This window comes from Pseudomonas sp. FeS53a (genome assembly GCF_000931385.1).
Classification (GTDB): Bacteria; Pseudomonadota; Gammaproteobacteria; order Pseudomonadales; family Pseudomonadaceae; genus Metapseudomonas; species Metapseudomonas otitidis.
In genome coordinates, this window is the sequence record NZ_JYFT01000027.1 from 100,048 (window position 1) to 118,525 (window position 18,478).

17 protein-coding genes are annotated in these 18,478 nt (G+C 69.4%); 8 read left to right on the plus strand and 9 right to left on the minus strand.

Translation table 11 applies throughout. From position 1 onward, the window contains the following. Window positions 1–22 precede the first annotated feature (22 nt). Together SZ55_RS08370 and SZ55_RS08375 are read left to right on the plus strand one after the other, a co-directional pair. Window positions 23–1,660 carry a hypothetical protein gene (locus SZ55_RS08370; RefSeq protein ID WP_044404072.1) on the plus strand — a complete coding sequence of 546 codons (1,638 nt, stop codon included), beginning with the start codon at window positions 23–25 and terminating at the stop codon, window positions 1,658–1,660. A 102-nt stretch (window positions 1,661–1,762) separates the two neighbouring features. Next, on the plus strand, window positions 1,763–2,038 hold the full coding sequence (locus SZ55_RS08375; protein WP_044404075.1) for a hypothetical protein: 276 nt from the start codon (window positions 1,763–1,765) through the stop codon (window positions 2,036–2,038). A 3-nt stretch (window positions 2,039–2,041) separates the two neighbouring features. Here SZ55_RS08375 and SZ55_RS08380 read toward each other — a convergent pair whose 3' ends face one another. The 3 genes from SZ55_RS08380 to SZ55_RS08390 all read right to left on the minus strand — a co-directional run bounded on the left by SZ55_RS08380 (window position 2,042) and on the right by SZ55_RS08390 (window position 5,102). Next, window positions 2,042–2,329, minus strand: a complete 288-nt coding sequence (locus tag SZ55_RS08380) for a hypothetical protein (RefSeq protein WP_044404077.1) — start codon at window positions 2,327–2,329, stop codon at window positions 2,042–2,044. A 100-nt stretch (window positions 2,330–2,429) separates the two neighbouring features. Then, entirely contained in the window at window positions 2,430–4,790 is a 2,361-nt protein-coding gene (locus SZ55_RS08385) for a DNA polymerase II (RefSeq protein ID WP_152644455.1), read from the minus strand. A 57-nt stretch (window positions 4,791–4,847) separates the two neighbouring features. Further along, window positions 4,848–5,102: a hypothetical protein gene (locus SZ55_RS08390; RefSeq protein ID WP_044404082.1), complete on the minus strand. Its 255-nt coding sequence runs from the start codon at window positions 5,100–5,102 to the stop codon at window positions 4,848–4,850. A 306-nt stretch (window positions 5,103–5,408) separates the two neighbouring features. Between SZ55_RS08390 and ppnN the strand changes: the two genes are divergently transcribed. Together ppnN and SZ55_RS08400 are read left to right on the plus strand one after the other, a co-directional pair. Then, window positions 5,409–6,791, plus strand: coding sequence for a nucleotide 5'-monophosphate nucleosidase PpnN (ppnN, locus tag SZ55_RS08395; protein WP_044404085.1), 1,383 nt, complete (start codon window positions 5,409–5,411; stop codon window positions 6,789–6,791). A gap of 187 nt (window positions 6,792–6,978) precedes the next feature. After that, window positions 6,979–8,175 carry a sugar transporter gene (locus SZ55_RS08400; RefSeq protein WP_044404088.1) on the plus strand — a complete coding sequence of 399 codons (1,197 nt, stop codon included), beginning with the start codon at window positions 6,979–6,981 and terminating at the stop codon, window positions 8,173–8,175. On the opposite strand, the gene SZ55_RS08405 is transcribed toward SZ55_RS08400, so the two are convergent. The 3 genes from SZ55_RS08405 to SZ55_RS08415 all read right to left on the minus strand — a co-directional run bounded on the left by SZ55_RS08405 (window position 8,172) and on the right by SZ55_RS08415 (window position 10,873). Beyond that, window positions 8,172–8,954 carry an APH(3') family aminoglycoside O-phosphotransferase gene (locus SZ55_RS08405; RefSeq protein WP_044404092.1) on the minus strand — a complete coding sequence of 261 codons (783 nt, stop codon included), beginning with the start codon at window positions 8,952–8,954 and terminating at the stop codon, window positions 8,172–8,174. The genes SZ55_RS08400 and SZ55_RS08405 overlap by 4 nt on opposite strands. 111 nt (window positions 8,955–9,065) lie before the next feature. Next, a complete protein-coding gene (gene chrA, locus SZ55_RS08410) occupies window positions 9,066–10,421 on the minus strand; it encodes a chromate efflux transporter (protein ID WP_044404142.1) in 1,356 nt (451 codons plus the stop codon). A gap of 50 nt (window positions 10,422–10,471) precedes the next feature. After that, window positions 10,472–10,873, minus strand: a complete 402-nt coding sequence (locus SZ55_RS08415) for a hypothetical protein (RefSeq protein WP_044404095.1) — start codon at window positions 10,871–10,873, stop codon at window positions 10,472–10,474. Between the two features lie 207 nt (window positions 10,874–11,080). Here SZ55_RS08415 and SZ55_RS08420 point away from each other — a divergent pair, with 207 nt between their 5' ends. Then, window positions 11,081–11,302 (plus strand): hypothetical protein, encoded by a 222-nt coding sequence (locus SZ55_RS08420; protein ID WP_044404098.1) that lies wholly within the window; start codon window positions 11,081–11,083, stop codon window positions 11,300–11,302. Window positions 11,303–11,336: 34 nt separating this feature from the next. Here the strand turns inward: SZ55_RS08420 and fusA are convergent, their stop codons facing one another. Continuing rightward, window positions 11,337–13,439 carry an elongation factor G gene (gene fusA, locus SZ55_RS08425; protein ID WP_044404101.1) on the minus strand — a complete coding sequence of 701 codons (2,103 nt, stop codon included), beginning with the start codon at window positions 13,437–13,439 and terminating at the stop codon, window positions 11,337–11,339. A 242-nt stretch (window positions 13,440–13,681) separates the two neighbouring features. Here fusA and SZ55_RS08430 point away from each other — a divergent pair, with 242 nt between their 5' ends. From SZ55_RS08430 to acuI, 3 genes are all read left to right on the plus strand, one after another. Next, window positions 13,682–14,329 (plus strand): DsbA family oxidoreductase, encoded by a 648-nt coding sequence (locus tag SZ55_RS08430; RefSeq protein ID WP_044404104.1) that lies wholly within the window; start codon window positions 13,682–13,684, stop codon window positions 14,327–14,329. Window positions 14,330–14,410: 81 nt separating this feature from the next. Then, complete coding sequence (gene acuR, locus SZ55_RS08435; RefSeq protein ID WP_044404108.1) at window positions 14,411–15,043, plus strand: acrylate utilization transcriptional regulator AcuR; 633 nt, start codon at window positions 14,411–14,413, stop codon at window positions 15,041–15,043. Window positions 15,044–15,082: 39 nt separating this feature from the next. Beyond that, window positions 15,083–16,066, plus strand: coding sequence for an acrylyl-CoA reductase (NADPH) (gene acuI / locus SZ55_RS08440; protein WP_044404111.1), 984 nt, complete (start codon window positions 15,083–15,085; stop codon window positions 16,064–16,066). 313 nt (window positions 16,067–16,379) lie between these two features. Here the strand turns inward: acuI and SZ55_RS08445 are convergent, their stop codons facing one another. Further along, on the minus strand, window positions 16,380–16,607 hold the full coding sequence (locus tag SZ55_RS08445; protein WP_044404113.1) for a hypothetical protein: 228 nt from the start codon (window positions 16,605–16,607) through the stop codon (window positions 16,380–16,382). Window positions 16,608–17,180: 573 nt separating this feature from the next. Continuing rightward, complete coding sequence (locus SZ55_RS08450) at window positions 17,181–18,194, minus strand: AraC family transcriptional regulator (RefSeq protein ID WP_044404116.1); 1,014 nt, start codon at window positions 18,192–18,194, stop codon at window positions 17,181–17,183. Between the last annotated feature and the right edge of the window lie 284 nt (window positions 18,195–18,478).

Genomic DNA, 18,478 nt, shown 5'->3' on the forward strand with positions numbered 1-18,478 from the left:
TTTGCCGCCACGCCCCTTCCCGATGAAAAACTGGATCGCCTCCTTCTTCCGCATCGTCCGCGACGACAAGGGCCAGACCCAGGGCTACCCCATCCCCTGGGACCCGGCCCGGCCCAGCCTGTACAGCGTCCTCCAGCCCTATGCCGAGGCCGCCGAAGGCCTGCCCGCCGGCGGCCTCGAACTGCCCGACGAAGACGCCGGGGACGGCGATGGGCTGAGCTGGGCACCCGGCGCGCTGGACGGCGTGCTCGGCCACCACGCCGCCGGCGATGACCTGCAGGCCGCCCAGGCCATCCACGACCTGCTGCTGGCCACCCTCGACGACCCGACCCCGAACCTGCCCCGGCTCTACCAGCAGGTGGCCGATGGCAGCGTGCTGGCCTTCATCGACCCGCTCATCGAACGCCTGCTGGCCCGCCCCGGCCTGCCCCGCGCACGGCTGCACGCGCTGGCCCTGTGGCTGGCGCGCAGCAGCCCGGATCGCGGCGCTGTGAAGTTCGCCCTGGCCCTGCTCGGCGCACTGGACAGCGGCAGCCAGCGGGCGCTGTTCCTCACCTTCGGCCTGCACGAGGAGTTCACCCTGTACGCCGCCGTGGCCCTGGGCTGCAGCCTGGCGCCACCGGAACGCGAACGTGCCTGGTGGAGCCTGGCGCGCAAGGTCCATGGCTGGGGGCGCATCCACCTGGTGGAGCGCCTGGCCGTGACCCCCTCGCCCGAGGTGCAGGACTGGCTGCTGCGCGAGGGCTACCGCAACGCGGTGATGGTGGAATACCTCGCCTACCCCTGTGCGGTGGGTGGCAACCTGCTGGCGGCGCTCAGCGGCCAGGACGTCGACGACGGCCTGCTGGATGCCGCCAACGAACTGGTGGGTGCCCTGCTGGCAGGCGGCCCGGCGCGGGACATTCATGACTACGCCGACGGCGCCGAAGTGGTCCTGCTGCTGCTCGACCACCTGGCCCGCCGCCCGCCACGGGCCCTGGCCCACCTGATCGTTGCCGCCCAGGTCGCCGACTTCATCGAGAGCCCCCATACCGACTGGGACGCGCTGCATGAGCACGGCTGGAGCGAGGCGCTGCGCGAGGAAATCCTCCGGCGGGCGCGGGAGCTGTGCCAGCCGGAACGCTGGGAGGCCCTGGTGAACCAGGGCCTGGACGCAGCCGATGACGTGCGCTTCCACGAAGCGGCCCAGGCTGCCGGCCTCCTTGGCATCGACTGCTGGGAACGCTGGCTGGCCCGCCAGCGCGAAGGCCGCTCCAGCGCCTGGTACCACCTGATGCAGAGCGACGACCCGGCCCGCATCGCCCAGGTGCTGGACCTGGCCCGCGAGCGCCTGGACCTGGCGGCCATCGCCAGCGGGCCGGGCACGGCCCTGGGGCTGGGCCTGGCGTACCAGGCCCACGGTGACCTGGACTTCATCATCCAGCGCCTGGGCGCCTTTCCCGGCCAGGGCTGGGACCTGCTGGACACGGCCCTGGCCAGCCCCGTGGTGCGCAACCGCAACATGGCGCTCAATGCACTGGAAGCCTGGAGCCGTGAAGACTGGCCGGCGGAGGCGGTGCAACGCCTGCGCCGCGCCCACGACCTGGAACCGGTGGAGGACCTGAAGCGGCGCCTGGGCGAGCTGTTGCAGCCCCAGCTGGTGGAGCGCCCCGCGCCCTGACGGCGCCCTGTCATCAGGGCGCCAGCATTGCGCGACCACGGCGTTCTGATACGGTTCCCGCCTTTGGTCAGGGCGCGGCCCGTTGTATGGAACTGCGAACGGATGGAATGGCTGGTGACCTACCGCTACCGGGATGAAACCCGGTACATGCGCATGAACACGCGAGGCCTGCCGAACATCAAGGCCATCGCCTTCTCGATACTTTCCCTGGAACAACCCGGCCTACCCGCACCTTCCCGCCCGATCGACCGCATCGAAGGGTGGCTGGAGGAACTGGGCTACGTCATCACCGACATCCGCCTGCTGCGGCAGCGCCCGGGGCAGGCGCCGGTCGGGCCCTACAGCGAACTGCTCAGCCTCCGGCGCAACGAGGAGTGAGGCTCAACCCAGCTGGGAAGGGTCGATCATGTCGCATTCGAAGGTGAGCCAGCCGCCCTCGGCGTTGGCTTCGCCGCCGGCGATGGGGCCGTAGTAGGTCAGCCCGTTGCCCAGGGTGATGCAGACGTGGGTGGGCTCGTCGGGGGCGTCCAGCTGGCCGTTGAAGTGAACGCGCATCAGCCCGGGGGAAATGGACTCCAGGCCGATGTCGACGCCGGTGTTGTCCACCGCCTCGGTTTCGCGGCCCCGGTGTTCCGCGCTGACGGTCAGGGTGACGGTTTCCTGGTACATGCTCTGGCTCCTTGAGTGCAAATGCCCGCCAGAGTACGCGAGGCCCGTAACCGCCGCCATAGGCGGCTTGCACGGGTCGCGAGGTGCGTCCCGTTTGCCCTCAGAACAGCTCCAGCTGGCCGTCCAGCAGCTTGTCGAAGTCCCCGCCGACGAAGGGCAGGATGGCGTCCGCCACCGGCTTGAGCTGGCGGCTGACGTAGTGCTCGTAGTCGATGGGCGTGCGCCGGGCCTCCAATGGCTCGGGTCCGGCGAGGGCGATCACGTAGCTGATCCAGCCACCGCTCTGGTACTGCCGGGGACGTCCCAGGGCCTGGTTGTGCTCGTCCGCCAGGCGCGCGGCGCGCACATGGGGTGGGACGTTGCGCTGGTAGTCGGAGAGCCGGCGGCGCAGGCGCTTGCGGTACACCAGCAGGTCGTCCAGCTCGCCGGCGAGGGTGCGCTGCACGTAGTCGCGCACCCAGGCCTGCCAGGGCTCGCCACGGAACACCCGCAGGTACAGCTCCTGCTGGAAGCGCTGGGCCAGGGGTGACCAGTCGGTGCGCACCGTCTCCAGGCCCTTGAACACCATGTCCTCGCGGCCATCACGGCGTACCAGGCCGGCGTAGCGCTTCTTGCTGCCCTCCTCCGCGCCCCGGATACGGGGCATGAGGAAGCGCTGGTAGTGGGTTTCGAACTGCAGCTCCAGGGCGCTGGTGAGCCCGAACTCGCGGGCCAGGTGCTCGCGCCACCACTGATTCACCCCGGCCACCAGGGCCTTGCCGATGGCCACCGCCTCGGCCTCCTCATGGGCACGGCCGAGCCAGACGAAGGTGGAGTCGGTGTCGCCGTAGATCACCTGGTGCCCCTGGGCTTCGATCAGCTCGCGGGTGCGGCGCATGATCGCGTGGCCACGCAGGGTGATGGACGAGGCCAGGCGGGTGTCGAAGAAGCGGCAGCCGCTGGAGCCGAGCACGCCGTAGAAGGCGTTCATGATGATCTTCAGCGCCTGGGACAGCGGCGCGTTGCCCTCGCGCTTGGCCGCCTCGCGCCCCTGCCAGACGCGCTCGACGATGGCCGGCAGGCAATGCTGGGTGCGGGAGAAGCGGGCGCCGCGAAAGCCCTCAACCGAGGCTTCGTCACGGGGGTCGTGCAGCCCTTCCACCAGGCCGATCGGGTCGATCAGGAAGGTGCGGATGATCGAGGGGTAGAGGCTCTTGTAGTCCAGCACCAGCACCGAGTCGTAGAGGCCCGGGCGGGAGTCCATGACGAAGCCGCCGGGGCTGGCCTCGGGCTGCTTCTCCCCCAGGTTCGGCGCGACGAAGCCCTGGCGGTGCATGGGCGGCAGGTACAGGTGGGTGAAGGCCGCCACCGAGCCGCCGCTGCGGTCGGCCGGCAGGCCGGTGACACTGGCCCGCTCCAGCAGGAAGTCCAGCAGCCGGGTGTGCTCGAAGATGCGTGTGACCAGTTCGCAGTCCTTGAGGTTGTAGCGGGCCAGGGCCGGCTTGTCCTCGGCGAACATGCGGTTGATCTCGGCCATGCGGTGGTAGGGGTCGTCGATGGCCTTGCCCTCCCCCAGCAGCTCCTGGGCGACGTTCTCCAGGCTGAAGGAGGCGAAGTTCCAGGTGGCCGAGCGCAGGGCCTCGATGCCGTCGATGATCAACCGCCCGGCGGCGTCGGCGAAGTAGTGGTTGCTGCGGCTGCCGTGCTCGCGCCAGCCCATGACGTCGCCGCCGCGCCCGAGGCGCAGCGGCACCTTGAGCCGGCGCGCGTGGTCGTTGAGTACGCGCAGGTCGAACTGCACCAGGTTCCAGCCGATGATGGCGTCCGGGTCGTGCTCGGCCAGCCAGCGGTTGAGGCACTCCAGCAGCTCGGCGCGGCTCTCGCACCAGGCGAGGTCGAAGTCCACGCCACTGGCGTCGCCGTTGGGCGGGCCGAGCATGTACACCTGGCGCTGCCCGCAGCCTTCCAGGGCGATGGAGTACAGCTCGCCGTACTCGGTGGTCTCGATGTCCAGGGATACCAGGCGCAGGCGCGGGCGGTAGTCGGGAGCGGGCTTGAGCTGGGCGTCCAGCAGCAGGCCCTGGCCGTCGTCGCGGCCGCCGAACAGCACCGGGGCGGTGATGAAGCGCTCCATCAGGTAGCGCTCCGGGGGGCGGATGTCGGCTTCGTAGACGTCGACGCCGGCCTGGCGCAGGGCCTTGTCCAGGGCGATCAGCTGGCGGTGCTGGTTGCAGTAGAGGCCCAGCACCGGGCGTCGATGGAAGTCACGCAGGGCCAGGGGGCGCAGCTCGACGCCCCGCTCCTCGCGCAGCAGGGCTTCGGCGGCCGGGCGCTGCTCGGCGGGGATGAAGGCCACCGATACCTGGGGCGCCACGCGCACGCGGCGCGGGCCGGCGTCGGTGGCCAGCCAGAACTCCACTTCGGTGCCGGTAGGCGTGTCGCGCCAGTGTCGGGTCAGCACGAACCCCTGTTGCAGCTCCACCATCCACCCTCGTTGCGTTCAGGGCGGTGATTCTACAGGGCCGGGGCCGGCTTGCCTTCAGGCGAGGCGAAAGGCCAGGTGGCTGCGGGCGGCAGCTGCGAATTCCTCGGCCAGGCCGAGGCTGAGGCGCTTGATGAGCCCGGCCGAGGCCAGCTGGCTGGCCGCCAGGCCGGGGATGGTGAGCACGTCGTGGCGGCTGCGGTGGGTGAACTGCAGGGTGAAGGCGCCGTCCTCCTGGCGGGTCACGTCGCAGGCGTGGTCGGGCAGGTAGAGCTCGAACAGCCGCGCGATGTCGTCGGGCGTGAGGGTCATGGGGAAGCGTCCGCAAGGGTCGGAGGAATGACGCCAGAATAATCGCAGCGCAGCGGCTGTCCACTGTCGCGCAGGCAGCACGGACGGGCGGTGCGACCGTGCATCGGCCTTCATCGCCCTGCAACCAAAGCCTGTCCAGGCTTGTCACAGGGGATGCCCGTTGCGCGGGCACCGCACAGGATGCGTAGAATCCCCTCCCGGCCCGTCCTCGCCCGGCAGCGAGCAGCGGCCGACTGCGCCAGCGCAGGAAAGCGCCCGGCGACTTTCACCCCCGGATGCCCTCGCATCCCAGCCATGGAATCTGAAATGCCGCAAAGACACGTGATCAATGCCTCGGTGAGCCCCAAGGGCAGCCTCGAGACCCTCTCCCAACGTGAAGTGCAACAGCTGAGCCAGGCCGGCTCCGGCAGCGTCTACACCCTCTTCCGCCAGTGCGCCCTGGCCATCCTCAATACCGGCGCCCACATCGACAACGCCAAGACCATCCTCGATGCCTACAAGGACTTCGAGGTGCGCATCCACCAGCAGGACCGGGGCGTGCGCCTGGAACTGCTGAACGCCCCGGCCGACGCCTTCGTCGACGGCGAGATGATCGCCAGCACCCGCGAGATGCTGTTCAGCGCCCTGCGCGACATCGTCTATGCCGCCAGCGAGCTGGACAGCCTGCGCATCGATGTGGAGAGCTCCCAGGGCATCACCGACTACGTCTTCCACCTGCTGCGCAACGCCCGCACCCTGCGCCCGGGCGTGGAGCCGCGCATCGTCGTGTGCTGGGGCGGCCACTCCATCAGCACCGAGGAATACAAGTACACCAAGCGCGTCGGCCACGAGCTGGGCCTGCGCAACCTGGACATCTGCACCGGCTGCGGCCCCGGCGTGATGAAGGGCCCGATGAAGGGCGCCACCATCGGCCACGCCAAGCAGCGGGTGGTCGGCGGTCGCTACCTGGGCCTGACCGAGCCGGGCATCATCGCCGCCGAGGCGCCGAACCCCATCGTCAACGAGCTGGTGATCCTGCCGGACATCGAGAAGCGCCTGGAGGCCTTCGTCCGTGTCGGCCACGGCATCATCATCTTCCCCGGTGGCGTGGGCACGGCGGAGGAGTTCCTCTACCTGCTGGGCATCCTCATGCACCCGGACAACCGCGAGCTGCCCTTCCCGGTGGTGCTCACCGGGCCGAAGAGCGCCGCCGCCTACCTGGAGCAACTGCACGCCTTCGTCGGCGCTACCCTCGGGGCCGAGGCGCAGGCGCGCTACCGCATCATCATCAACGACCCCGCCGAGGTGGCCCGCACCCTCTCGGCCGGGCTGAAGGAGGTGAAGCAGTTCCGCCGCGAGCGCAACGACGCCTTCCACTTCAACTGGCTGCTGAAGATCGACGAGCGCTACCAGCACCCGTTCGACCCCACCCACGCCAACATGGCAGCGCTGGACCTGAGCCGCGACCTGCCGCCCCACGAGCTGGCCGCCAACCTGCGGCGGGCGTTCTCCGGCATCGTCGCCGGCAACGTCAAGGCCACCGGCATCCGCCTGATCGAGGAGCACGGCCCGTACGAGATCCACGGCGACCCCGCGATCATGGACCCGCTGGACCGCCTGCTGCAGGCCTTCGTCGAGCAGCACCGCATGAAGCTGCCCGGCGGTGCCGCCTACGAGCCGTGCTACCGCGTGGTGCCGCGCCACGCCTGACCGACGACGCCCGCCCGGGGTGCAGTGCCTGGGCGGGCGGCGTAGAATCCGCCACGCGTCGTATCCCCCTCCATACCTACAACAAGCCCGCCGCTCCCCTCCCTGGCCATCCGCGCCGGGTGGCGAAGCCGTCGCCGGGTCCTGCCGCCGGGGTGCGTGAACCCACCTGAACGAGACGACCCCACCGATGGACACCCCTTCCGAGGACGCCCGCCAGGGCAGCTGGCTGGCCGTGATGGCCCTGGCGCTGGCCGCCTTCATCTTCAACACCACCGAGTTCGTGCCCGTGGGGCTGCTCAGCGACATCGGCCGCAGCTTCGACATGAGCCCCGACCAGGTGGGCCTGATGCTCACCGTCTACGCCTGGGTGGTGTCCCTGGCCTCGCTGCCGATGATGCTGGTGACCCGCAACATCGAGCGGCGGCGCCTGCTGGTGGGGGTGCTCCTGCTGTTCGCCGCCAGCCACGTGGCCTCGGGCCTGGCCACCAGCTTCGCCACGCTGATGGCCAGCCGCATCGGCATCGCCCTGGCCCATGCGGTGTTCTGGTCCATCACGGCGTCTTTGGCGGTGCGCGTGGCCCCGCCGGGGCGCCAGGCCAAGGCGCTGGGGCTGCTGGCCACCGGCACCATCCTGGCAATGGTGCTGGGCATCCCCCTGGGGCGGGTGCTGGGCGAGGCCATGGGCTGGCGCACCACCTTCCTGGCCATCGCCGGGCTGTCGCTGCTGACCCTGGCCTTCCTGGCACGCACGCTGCCGCGCCTGCCGAGCCAGAACTCCGGTTCCCTGCGCAGCCTGCCGGTGCTGCTCAAGCGCCCGGCGCTGCTGGCGCTCTATGCGCTGACGGTGATCGTGATCACCGCGCAGTTCACCGCCTACACCTACATCGAGCCCTTCAGCCGCCAGGTGGCCGGGCTGGAGGGGCGCATGACCACCCTGCTCCTGCTGCTGTTCGGCGGCGCGGGGCTGTTCGGTTCGGTGCTGTTCAGCCGCTACAGCGAGGGCCGCCCACGGGCCTTCCTGCTGGCCTCCACCCTGCTGCTGGCGGTGTGCCTGTTCCTGCTGCTGCCACTGGCGTCGAGCGGGCTCGCCCTGGCCGGCCTGAGCCTGTTCTGGGGGGTGGCGATCCTGGCCTTCAGCCTGTCCCAGCAGTCGGCGGTGCTGCGCCAGGCCCACGACGCCACGGACGTGGCCATGGCGCTGTTCTCCGGCCTCTACAACGTCGGCATCGGCGGCGGTGCGCTGCTGGGCAGCCTGGTCAGCCGTCACGTCGGGCTGGCCCAGGTGGGGGTGGTGGGCGGCAGCCTGGCGCTTGCCGGCCTGGCCCTGGCGGCGTTCGCCTGCTGGCGCTACGCCGCGCAACTGGGGCCGAGGGCGGGCGTCTAGAAGAGTTCGTCGAGCTGCTGGAAGTAACGCCGCCGCTCCGGCTGGTCCGGGTAGGGCAGCTCTGCCAGCAGGCGGTCGGCGAAGGCCGGGGAGATCTCCTCGCTCAGGTTGCGGTGGGCGAAGGCGATGTCCATCCAGGGGTCGGCCACGCCGCCGCGTCCCAGGTCGATGAAGTACAGGCGGTCGCGCTTGTCGATGAACAGGTTGCTGTCCCCCAGGTCGCCGTGGGCGAACACCCGGCCCTCGTCGGGCAGGCCCTTGTGCAGCAGCGCCAGCAGGTCACCGGTGGTTTCCAGGCCGGGCCACTGGGTGAGGTCGACGTCGTCGGCCAGCAGCCGGTTGGCCAACAGGTGGTCCAGCTCCCGCAGGCGCTCGGCGATGCCAGCGCGCAGCGGGCAGCCGTCCACGGGTACGCCCTGCAGTTGCCGCAACGCTTCCTGGAAGGCCGCCAGCACACGCTCGTGCTGGCCGTCGTCCACCAGGTCGTACAGGGGCACGCCGGGCACGGCGCGGGTGATCATGCAGGCGTGCTCCTCGCCCTCCTCCACCAGCACCAGTTCCGGCACCGGCAGGCGCCCGGTCAGCCAGTCGAGCACGGCGGCCTCGCGCACCACGCTGTAGGTAGTGGGGGCGTAGATGGCCGGTGAAAGCTTGAGGAAGAAGCACTCGCCGCGCTGCTCGAAGGCGTAGACGGGACAGGGCGATTCCCCCACTTCGTCACGTTCGAGGGGGGCGTCGCCAATGAAGCGGAGGGCCTGGGGCGGGAGGGGCAGGTTCATGTCGGAGTCCTTTGCCGAGCCAATGGGAGCAAGCCGGGCTTGCGAAACGGCAGCGAGCCTACTGCCGGGCCCGCTGTCGGAAAAGCTACAGATGGCCGCAGCCTGGGCGGATCAGATCCCCGCCCACTGCAGCAACAGCCCGAGCCCGCCGGCGCAGGCGAGCACTTCGATCACCCCGCGCCGCCAGCGCAGCAGCGCCAGGGCGGCGAGCCCGGCCAGCACGGCCGAGGCCCAGTCGAAGTGCCCGTCGAAGCCCGAGGGCCAGAACACGTGATAGCCGAAGAACAGCGCGAGGTCGAGGATCACCCCCACCAGGGCCGCGCTGATGGCCGTCAGCGGCGCGGTGAAGCGCAGCTCGCCATGGGTGGACTCCACCAGCGGCCCGCCGGCGAGGATGAACAGGAACGACGGCAGGAAGGTGAACCAGGTGACCAGCACGGCGGCGGCGGCGCCGGCGAGGAAGGCCTGCTCGGGGCCGAACACCTGCTGCGCATAGCCGCCGATGAAGGCGACGAAGGCCACCACCATGATCAGCGGGCCCGGCGTGCTCTCGCCGAGGGCCAGGCCGTCGATCATCTGGGTGGCGCTGACCCAGCCGTAGTGTTCGACCGCGCCCTGGAACACATAGGGCAGCACCGCGTAGGCGCCGCCGAACGTCAGCAGCGCGGCCTTGGTGAAGAACCAGCCCATCTGGGTGAAGGTGCCTTCGGAGCCGAAGGCCGCCAGCAGCAGCCCCATGGGCAGCGCCCACAACACTCCGCCCACCAGCAGCAGGACCGCCAGCCGACGCGGGTTGAAACGCGCGTGGGGCGGTGGAGGCGTGTCGTCATCGATCAGGGCCGGCCCGTGGTGGGCCACGCTGCCGGCGTGACCGCCCGGCTGGAAGCGCGAAGGCGCCAGGCGCCCGCCGATCCAGCCGGCCAGGCCGGCGCCCAGCACCACCAGGGGGAACGGCGCATCCAGGGCGAACACGGCGAGGAAGGCAACCACGGCCAGCAGCTTGAGGCCCGGGTCATGCAGGGTGCGTGAGCCGATGCGCCAGGCGGCGTGGAGCACCAGCGCGGTGACGGCCGGTTTGATGCCCCGGAACACCCCGGCCACCAGGGGCTGCTCGCCATACACCAGGTAGGCCCAGGCCAGGCCGATCAGCAGCACCAGGGAAGGCAGCACGAACAGTACGCCTGCCAGCACGCCGCCGAGGGTGCGGTGCATCAGCCAGCCCAGGTAGGTGGCCAGTTGCTGGGCCTCCGGCCCGGGCAGGACCATGCAGTAGTTGAGGGCATGCAGGAAGCGCCGCTCGGAGAGCCAGCGCCGCCGCTCCACCAGCTCCTGGTGCATGATCGCGATCTGCCCGGCCGGCCCGCCGAAGCTGATGAAGCCGAGCCGCAGCCAGAACGGCAACGCCTCGCGCAGGCTGACGGCGGCGGGTGCGGCGGGAGTGAGGGGCTCGGCAGAGGGGTCGGGCATGGTGCGGCTCGGCGGGTCGGTGGGGGCAGTCTGCACGTCGGACATGACGCTCAGGCGTCACGCAGCAGGTCGTGGGCGTCCAGCAGGCGCCAGGCGATCTCGGGGCGCTGCTCCAGGGCCCGGCGAATGGCCGCCGGCACGGACTGGCGCACCTTGCGGCACAGGCCCGGCATGGGCTCCAGGCGGATGTCGAGGCCACGCATGCTGCGCACCTCGTTGTGGCCCGGGCCCAGGTGCAGGCGTACGCCCAGCAGGTCGAACAGGCGCTGCTGCATGTGGTGGAGGTCGTCCAGGTCCCGCAATTGCTCCAGACGCTCCAGCAGGCGCTTCTCTTCCATGCGGGTGAGGCGCAGGGCACGCAGGTCGGCCCCCGGCGTTTCCAGCAGGCGGTCACGGTCGCAGTCGCAGGTGCCCGGTGGGCAGGGGGCGCGCAGGGGGAAGGCGTCGTTCATGGGGCAGCAGCATAGCCAGCAGCCGGGCTTCCGCGCCACGCCGTCATGCAGGTTGCCCGGCCTTCGCAGGCGGCATCGTGCAGGCTGCACGAAACCTGGGGCGGCGCGCCTGCGACAAGGCCGGCCGCACGGGCGTTGCCGCCTGTCGGGACGCTGGCACGGGCCCTGCATTGGGGGTCAGGTCCAAACACACCACGAGGAAGGACCATGTTCACCGCCATCAAGGACATCTACGACGCCTTTCCCGACCACAGCGTGGCCGTCACTCCGCGCCCTGACGGCAAGTGGCTGCTGTCGATGTGCCGCAACGACCGGCTGGAGCTGACCCGCGCCTTCGACGGCGAGGCGGTGTTCTGCAAGCGCCGCATGCACGCGCTGATCCGCGACGTGGCGCTGGAGATGGCCAGCCTCGCCCGCCGCTCCGCCTGACCCCGGCGGGCCCGCTGGGGCCCGCCGGACCGGCTCAGGCATGCCCCTTGATGATGGCGTCGGCGATGTTGGCCGGCGCCTCGGCATAGCGGGAGAACTCCATGGAGTAACTGGCGCGCCCCTGGGACATGGAGCGCACCACGGTGGCGTAGCCGAACATCTCGCCCAGCGGCACCTCGGCGCGGATCACCCGCCCCGCCGGCACTTCGTCCATGCCCTGGATAAGGCCGCGCCGGCGGTTGAGGTCGCCCATGATGTCGCCCATGTAGTCCTCGGGGGTGACCACCTCGACCTTCATGATCGGCTCCAGGAGCACCGCGCCGCCGTGCTGCGCCAGCTGCTTGGTGGCCATGGAGGCGGCGATCTTGAACGCCATCTCGTTGGAGTCGACGTCGTGGTAGGAGCCATCGAACACGGTGGCCTTGAGGCCGAGCAACGGGTAGCCGGCCAGCACGCCGTTCTTCATCTGCTCCTCGATGCCCTTCTGGATGGCGGGGATGTACTCGCGGGGGATCACGCCGCCCACCACTTCGTTGTGGAATTCGAGGGTGTCCTTGCCCTCCTCGCCCGGCTCGAAGCGCACCCAGCAATGACCGAACTGGCCGCGCCCGCCGGACTGGCGGACGAACTTGCCTTCGATCTCGCAGCGGTTGCGGATCTTCTCGCGGTAGGCGACCTGGGGCTTGCCGATGTTGGCCTCGACGTTGAACTCGCGCTTCATGCGGTCGATGAGGATGTCCAGGTGCAGCTCGCCCATGCCGGAGATGATGGTCTGCCCCGACTCCTCGTCCGAGCGCACGCGGAAGGACGGGTCCTCCTGGGCCAGCTTGCCGAGGGCGATGCCCATCTTCTCCTGGTCGGCCTTGGTCTTGGGCTCGACGGCGACCGAGATCACCGGCTCGGGGAAGTCCATACGCTCGAGGATGATCGGCTTGTCGATGTCGCACAGGGTGTCGCCGGTGGTGACGTCCTTCATGCCGATCAGCGCGGCGATATCGCCGGCCCGGCACTCCTTGATCTCTTCGCGGGTGTTGGCGTGCATCTGCACCATGCGGCCGACCCGCTCCTTCTTGCCCTTGACCGAGTTGAGCACCGAGTCGCCGGAGCTGAGCACGCCGGAGTAGACGCGGGTGAAGGTCAGGGTGCCGACGAAGGGGTCGGTGGCGATCTTGAAGGCCAGGGCGGAGAAGGGTTCGTCGTCGGTGGCGTGGCGCTCGTCGTGGCGGTTCTCGTCGTCCGGGTGGGTGCCCTTGATGGCCGGGATCTCGGTGGGTGCCGGCAGGTAGTCGATGACCGCATCGAGCACCAGCGGCACGCCCTTGTTCTTGAAGGAGGAGCCCAGCACGGCGGGGACGATCTCGCAGGCGATGGTGCGCTGGCGCAGGCCGGCCTTGATCTCCTCCAGGCTCAGGGCTTCGCCTTCGAGGTACTTGTTCATCAACGTCTCGTTGGCTTCGGCGGCGGCTTCCACCAGTTTCTCCCGCCAGGACTCGGCCTCGGCGAGCAGGGCCTCGGGGATCGCCTCCTCGCGGAAGCTGGTGCCCTGGTCGGCGTCGTTCCAGTAGATGGCCTTCATCTTCAGCAGGTCGATCTGGCCCTCGAAGTTCTCCTCGGCGCCGATGGGCAGCTGGATGGGCACCGGGGTGTGGCCGAGGCGCTGGCGGATCTGCCCGACCACCCAGAGGAAGTTGGCGCCGGCGCGGTCCATCTTGTTGACGTAGGCGATGCGCGGCACGCCGTACTTGTTGGCCTGGCGCCAGACCGTCTCGGACTGCGGCTCGACGCCGTCGGCGCCGCTGAACACCACCACGGCGCCGTCCAGCACCCGCAGGGAGCGTTCCACTTCGATGGTGAAGTCGACGTGGCCGGGGGTGTCGATGATGTTGAAGCGGTGCTTGTCGTACTGCTTGGCCGAGCCGGACCAGAAGGCGGTGGTGGCGGCGGAGGTGATGGTGATGCCGCGCTCCTGCTCCTGCACCATCCAGTCCATGGTGGCGGCGCCGTCGTGCACCTCGCCCATCTTGTGGTTGACCCCGGTGTAGAACAGGATCCGCTCGGTGGTGGTGGTCTTGCCGGCATCCACATGGGCCACGATGCCGATGTTGCGGTAACGGTCGATGGATGTGGCGCGGGCCATGGCTCACCTCGTGATGGTCGGGATGGGTTCGGGACGGGAACGGCACGGCCGCTCGGGGACGCGAGCGGCGAAGCAGCCGGGATGGATTAGCAAGCATGGTTGAAGATGCCGCCGACGCAAGCCGCCAAACGGCACCCGCCCGCTGTTTTTTTACTGCCTGCCGGTGACAGCCGTGCGATACGTCGCGGTACGGGCTTTCGAGGCATAGACTGGGCGCCTTTCATCCTTCACGGAGCATGCCCATGAGCAAGGCCATCCACATCGACTTCGTCTCCGACGTGGTCTGCCCCTGGTGCGCGGTGGGGCTGGGCGCGCTGCAGCAGGCCATCGCCAACCTCGGCGACGAGGTGGCGGTCACGCTCGCCTTCAAGCCCTTCGAGCTGAACCCCGACATGCCGCCGGAAGGCCAGGACATCGTCGAGCACATCCAGCAGAAGTACGGCAGCACGCCGGAGCAGGTGGCGGCCAACCGCGAGCACATCCGCCAGCGCGGCGCCGAGGTGGGCTTCCGCTTCGACATGCAGGCGCGCGGGCGCATCTACAACACCTTCGACGCCCACCGCCTGCTGCACTGGGCCGGGCTGGAAGGCCGCCAGCTGGCGCTCAAGCAGGGCCTGCTGGCCGCCTACTTCAGCGAAGGGCGCAACCCCAGCGACCGCGCGGTGCTGGTGGAGGTGGCCACAGCCGCCGGGCTGGATGCCGGGACGGCGCGCGAGGTGCTGGAGTCCGGCCGCTTCGCCGAGGAGGTGCGCGAGGAGGAACACTTCTACACGAGCCATGGCATCCGCTCGGTGCCGTCGGTGATCCTCAACGGCCGCCACCTGATCAGCGGTGGCCAGCCGGCGGCGTATTTCGAGCAGGCGATCCGCCAGCTCGTCGCTGCCGGATAAGGGGCGCGGCGCGAGGCGGGTACGAGCGATGCGACGCMCCCGCCATTGATTTTCTAGACGGTCGGTCTAATATACCCCGCCATGACCGATTCCATAGCCACGCCCCGTCGCGGCCGACCACCCAAGGTCAATCGCGACAACCCCGACACCCGCGACGCCCTGGTGCGTTGCGGCACCGAGATCCTCACCGAGCAGGGCTTCCTCAGCACCGGCATCGATGCGGTGCTGAGCCGCGTCGGCGTGCCCAAGGGCTCGTTCTACCACTACTTCCAGAGCAAGGAAGACTTCGGCCACGCGGTGCTGGCGAACTACGCCGACTACTTCGCGCGCAAGCTGGACCGCTGCCTGCTGGACGCGTCGCGCCCGCCGCTGGCGCGCATCGCCGCCTTCGTCGAGGACGCCAAGGCCGGCATGCAGCGCTTCGATTACCGCCGGGGCTGCCTGGTGGGCAACCTGGGCCAGGAGGTGACCCAGCTGCCGGAGGCCTTCCGCGAAACCCTGGAGGCCATCCTGCTCAGCTGGCAGCAACGCCTGGCCCTTTGCCTGGAGGCCGCCAAGGCCGAAGGCGAGCTGGCTCCGGACACGGATTGCGCGCACTGGGCCGCATTCTTCTGGATCGGCTGGGAAGGCGCCGTGCTGCGCGCCCGGCTGGTGCGCGGCAATGCGCCGCTGGACTGCTTCATCCAAGGATTTCTCGCCGGGCTGCCGCGCTAGCCCGTCCCTTTCCCTAGGTTCCGCACGAGGAGACACCCGATGTTCAAAGGCATCCTGATCGACAAGGACGACACCGGCTACCGCGCCACGCTGGCGGAGCTGGACGAGGCGCAACTGCCTGCGGGCGAGGTCACCGTGAAGGTCGACTACAGCACCCTGAACTACAAGGACGGCCTGGCCATCACCGGCAAGGGCCCGGTGGTGCGCAGCTTCCCCATGGTCGCCGGCATCGACCTGGCCGGCACCGTGGAGGCCAGCGACAGCTCCGCCTTCAAGACCGGCGACAGGGTGCTGCTCAACGGCTGGGGCGTGGGCGAGACGCACTGGGGCGGCCTGGCTCAGAAGGCGCGCCTCAAGGCCGACTGGCTGATCCCGCTGCCGGCCGGCTTCACCCCGCGCCAGGCGATGGCCATCGGCACCGCCGGCTACACCGCGATGCTCTCGGTGCTGGCCCTGGAGCGCAACGGCGTGACCCCGGACAAGGGCCAGGTGCTGGTGACCGGCGCCAACGGCGGCGTCGGCAGCTTCGCCATCGCCCTGCTCGCCCGCCTCGGCTACCAGGTGACGGCTTCCACCGGCCGACCGCAGGAAGCGGACTACCTCAAGCGCCTGGGCGCCAGCGAGATCATCGATCGCGCCAGCCTCGCCGAACCTGGCCGCCCGCTGGGCAAGGAGCGCTGGGCGGGCGCCATCGACTCGGTCGGCAGCCACACCCTGGCCAACGTCTGCGCCGGCATCCGCTACGGCGGCGCGGTCGCGGCCTGCGGCCTGGCCCAGGGCATGGATTTTCCCGCCAGCGTCGCGCCCTTCATCCTGCGTGGCGTGACCCTGGCCGGCATCGACAGCGTGATGCGCCCGAAGGCCGACCGCATCGAGGCCTGGGAGCGCCTGGCCCGTGACCTGGACCTGGCGCTGCTGGACGCGATCACCCGCGAGATCAGTCTGGAGGAAGCCCTGCCGGTCGCCCGCGAGCTGCTGGACGGCCAGGTGCGTGGGCGTGTGGTGGTGGACGTCAACCGCTGAGGGGACGGCGATAAGCGCAGCCGATAGTCACTATTACCTAAGGTGATTTCCCGCCACGGGAGCCGGTGACTATCCTGCCACCCATCGACTCGCCGGCAGCCCTGCTGCCACCCGCCCCTGCTGGTGGCGGTCGCGAACCGATCGTGTATTGCTCCTAGCTCCTCCCATGGCCATCCCCCTTGGCCATCCATGCAGCCCGCCCCCCGGGCTGCTTTTTTTCGTCTGTCGAAAAGCCCGCCCTGCTTCGTCTCCACATTTCAACGGGCATGAAAAAGCCCCGCTTGTGCGGGGCTTTGGGTAACGCCGACTCGCCTCAGGCGGTCAGCGCACGCTGGGCGCGGTCGATCACCTGCTGCAGCTGGCTGGAGTCACGGTAGTGCTCCGGGTAGAGGCGCTGGCTGTGGCAGGCAACACCGTACTCGCTGACGATGGTGAAGCTGAAGCCGCCCTTGCGGGACGGGGCGGTGATCTGGCACTGCAGCGGAGCGAATGCGCGGGTCAGGGTGGTGATGGCGTCTTTGGCCTGATGATGAATGGTCATGTTGTTATGTCCTGCATACAAGCGGCATGGCCGCGTAATAAAACTCCGAATCCGCCACCCAAATGGGCGCAACGGATGATCCTTATCGGAGTGAATGAGTCGGCATTTGGTTCCACCCACGATAGGTGAGCCGACGAAGTACTTCGGGTGCCAGGTTGTAGCCGCGGCAAGGTTCTGGGCCGGCGGCTGTCCTGATCAGACTTCTGGATGGCTGGCCAGGAACGCGGGAACGCCATTGGGCGGGAAGTTGCGTTCAGGTGACCATCGAGGAGACCGGTGCCGTGGTGCGCGGGGACGTCGCGGAGTACAGCTGACCGGACTGACTTACAGCTAGGTACTAGGCGGCGGATCATACGGCATGCTCCGAAGCTTGGCTAGGCCCGGGGGCCCGAGTTTGTTTCCTGATCTTTCCTTTCAACGTTGACGAGGGCCCAAGGATCAAGCCTTTCGCCGTCTGTCGCCATGGGACGGGTCCTAATGGTGGCAGCGTCCGGGCCATGGTCGTCCGCCGCCCGTGACAGATTGATGACGACCGGGTGACGACTCGAAATAAGCGGACGGACGGCCGCTCGCTCAGCAGGAAGCGTCCCGCTGCGCCGCCAGGCGCTGGAGGGTGGCGCTGGGCGGCTCGCCGAAGAGCTTGCGGTACTCGCAGGAGAAACGCCCCAGGTGGGTGAAGCCCCAGGCCATGGCGATGGCCGAGATGTTGCGCGGGCTGTGGTCGTCCAGCAGCGCCTGGCGCACCGCCAGCAGCCGATGGCGCTTGAGAAAGGCCATGGGCGACACCCCGAAGTACCGGCGGAACCCCTCGAACAGCTTGAAGCGCGATACGCCGGCAGCGCGCTCGATGTCTTCCAGGCAGAGGTTCTCCCGGGCGTGGGTGCGCATGAAGTCCCGCGCCCGGACCAGGTAATGCGGCAGCTGCGGGGCCTGGCGCGCCTGCAGCTCGTCGCTGTAGCTGTTCGGCTGGGCCAGCAGCAGGCCCTTGATGAAGGCGCTCTCCAGGTCCCGGGAGAACAGCCCCTGGCCGTAGAGGGCCGCACCCCGTGCCAGCTCATCGGTGAGATGGCGGGCCATGCGCCACCAGGCGCCCGTCGCCCCGTCGACCGCGTCCATCTGCGGCTCGAAGTGCAGAGGCTGGACGACGCTGCGCTCCAGCAACGCCTCCAACACCTCCACCAGCGCCCTTCGCGGGATGGCCACCTGCAGCTTGCGGCAGTTGCCGGCGATGGTCAGCCGCTGGCTCTGGTCGGGCGACAGCACCAGGCCCAGCCCGGTGTCGGAGCGCAGGCGACGGCCGGCGAGGTCCAGCTCCTGCTCGCCGCCCAGGGGCAGGCTGAGGCTGTAGCAGTCGAGGGTGGCCTCCTCGCCGACACCGATGGTGACATCGGTGCCGTACTCCACATGGCCCAGGGTGATGGCGCTGGTGGGCAGGACATTGCCACTGTGATGGAAGCGGATGCGCTCCGGGCGCGCGGCGTCCAGTCGGTGCGGCCCGCAGATGGCCGCCATCCAGGCACGGGCACCCGCCAGGTCGAAACAATCAGCGAGCAGGCCCCGGCAACGAGGGGATTCGTTCAGGTTCATCACGCGGCACCCATGAGGGTTTATGGAAGCGCGCTCTGGCGGCGCATTGCCAGGATCAAGGCAAGCACCATGCCACGTCCGTCCCACAGGCCGGAATCGAATCGTTGGGACAGGCTTCTTCAACTTTCCGGATAGACAAAACGGACGGGCACCCTGCCCCACCGCTCGAAGCGTTACCCCGAGGCTCGCGAGCGTTACCCCACGCCCCGCCGGGGTGCGGATTTTCCGGCGAGTGTTCGCCCACTAAGCGGATAGACCCCCACCCCACCCGCGCCCCCTAATGC

What these genes read in the sequence shown, in the direction of transcription:
- SZ55_RS08370 (WP_044404072.1), top strand. Translation starts at nt 23, where the DNA reads ATGAAAAACTGGATCGCCTCCTTCTTCCGCATCGTCCGCGACGACAAG.
- SZ55_RS08375 (WP_044404075.1), top strand. Translation starts at nt 1,763, where the DNA reads ATGGAATGGCTGGTGACCTACCGCTACCGGGATGAAACCCGGTACATG.
- SZ55_RS08380 (WP_044404077.1), bottom strand. Translation starts at nt 2,329, where the DNA reads ATGTACCAGGAAACCGTCACCCTGACCGTCAGCGCGGAACACCGGGGC.
- SZ55_RS08390 (WP_044404082.1), bottom strand. Translation starts at nt 5,102, where the DNA reads ATGACCCTCACGCCCGACGACATCGCGCGGCTGTTCGAGCTCTACCTG.
- ppnN (WP_044404085.1), top strand. Translation starts at nt 5,409, where the DNA reads ATGCCGCAAAGACACGTGATCAATGCCTCGGTGAGCCCCAAGGGCAGC.
- SZ55_RS08400 (WP_044404088.1), top strand. Translation starts at nt 6,979, where the DNA reads ATGGACACCCCTTCCGAGGACGCCCGCCAGGGCAGCTGGCTGGCCGTG.
- SZ55_RS08405 (WP_044404092.1), bottom strand. Translation starts at nt 8,954, where the DNA reads ATGAACCTGCCCCTCCCGCCCCAGGCCCTCCGCTTCATTGGCGACGCC.
- chrA (WP_044404142.1), bottom strand. Translation starts at nt 10,421, where the DNA reads ATGCCCGACCCCTCTGCCGAGCCCCTCACTCCCGCCGCACCCGCCGCC.
- SZ55_RS08415 (WP_044404095.1), bottom strand. Translation starts at nt 10,873, where the DNA reads ATGAACGACGCCTTCCCCCTGCGCGCCCCCTGCCCACCGGGCACCTGC.
- SZ55_RS08420 (WP_044404098.1), top strand. Translation starts at nt 11,081, where the DNA reads ATGTTCACCGCCATCAAGGACATCTACGACGCCTTTCCCGACCACAGC.
- fusA (WP_044404101.1), bottom strand. Translation starts at nt 13,439, where the DNA reads ATGGCCCGCGCCACATCCATCGACCGTTACCGCAACATCGGCATCGTG.
- SZ55_RS08430 (WP_044404104.1), top strand. Translation starts at nt 13,682, where the DNA reads ATGAGCAAGGCCATCCACATCGACTTCGTCTCCGACGTGGTCTGCCCC.
- acuR (WP_044404108.1), top strand. Translation starts at nt 14,411, where the DNA reads ATGACCGATTCCATAGCCACGCCCCGTCGCGGCCGACCACCCAAGGTC.
- acuI (WP_044404111.1), top strand. Translation starts at nt 15,083, where the DNA reads ATGTTCAAAGGCATCCTGATCGACAAGGACGACACCGGCTACCGCGCC.
- SZ55_RS08445 (WP_044404113.1), bottom strand. Translation starts at nt 16,607, where the DNA reads ATGACCATTCATCATCAGGCCAAAGACGCCATCACCACCCTGACCCGC.
- SZ55_RS08450 (WP_044404116.1), bottom strand. Translation starts at nt 18,194, where the DNA reads ATGAACCTGAACGAATCCCCTCGTTGCCGGGGCCTGCTCGCTGATTGT.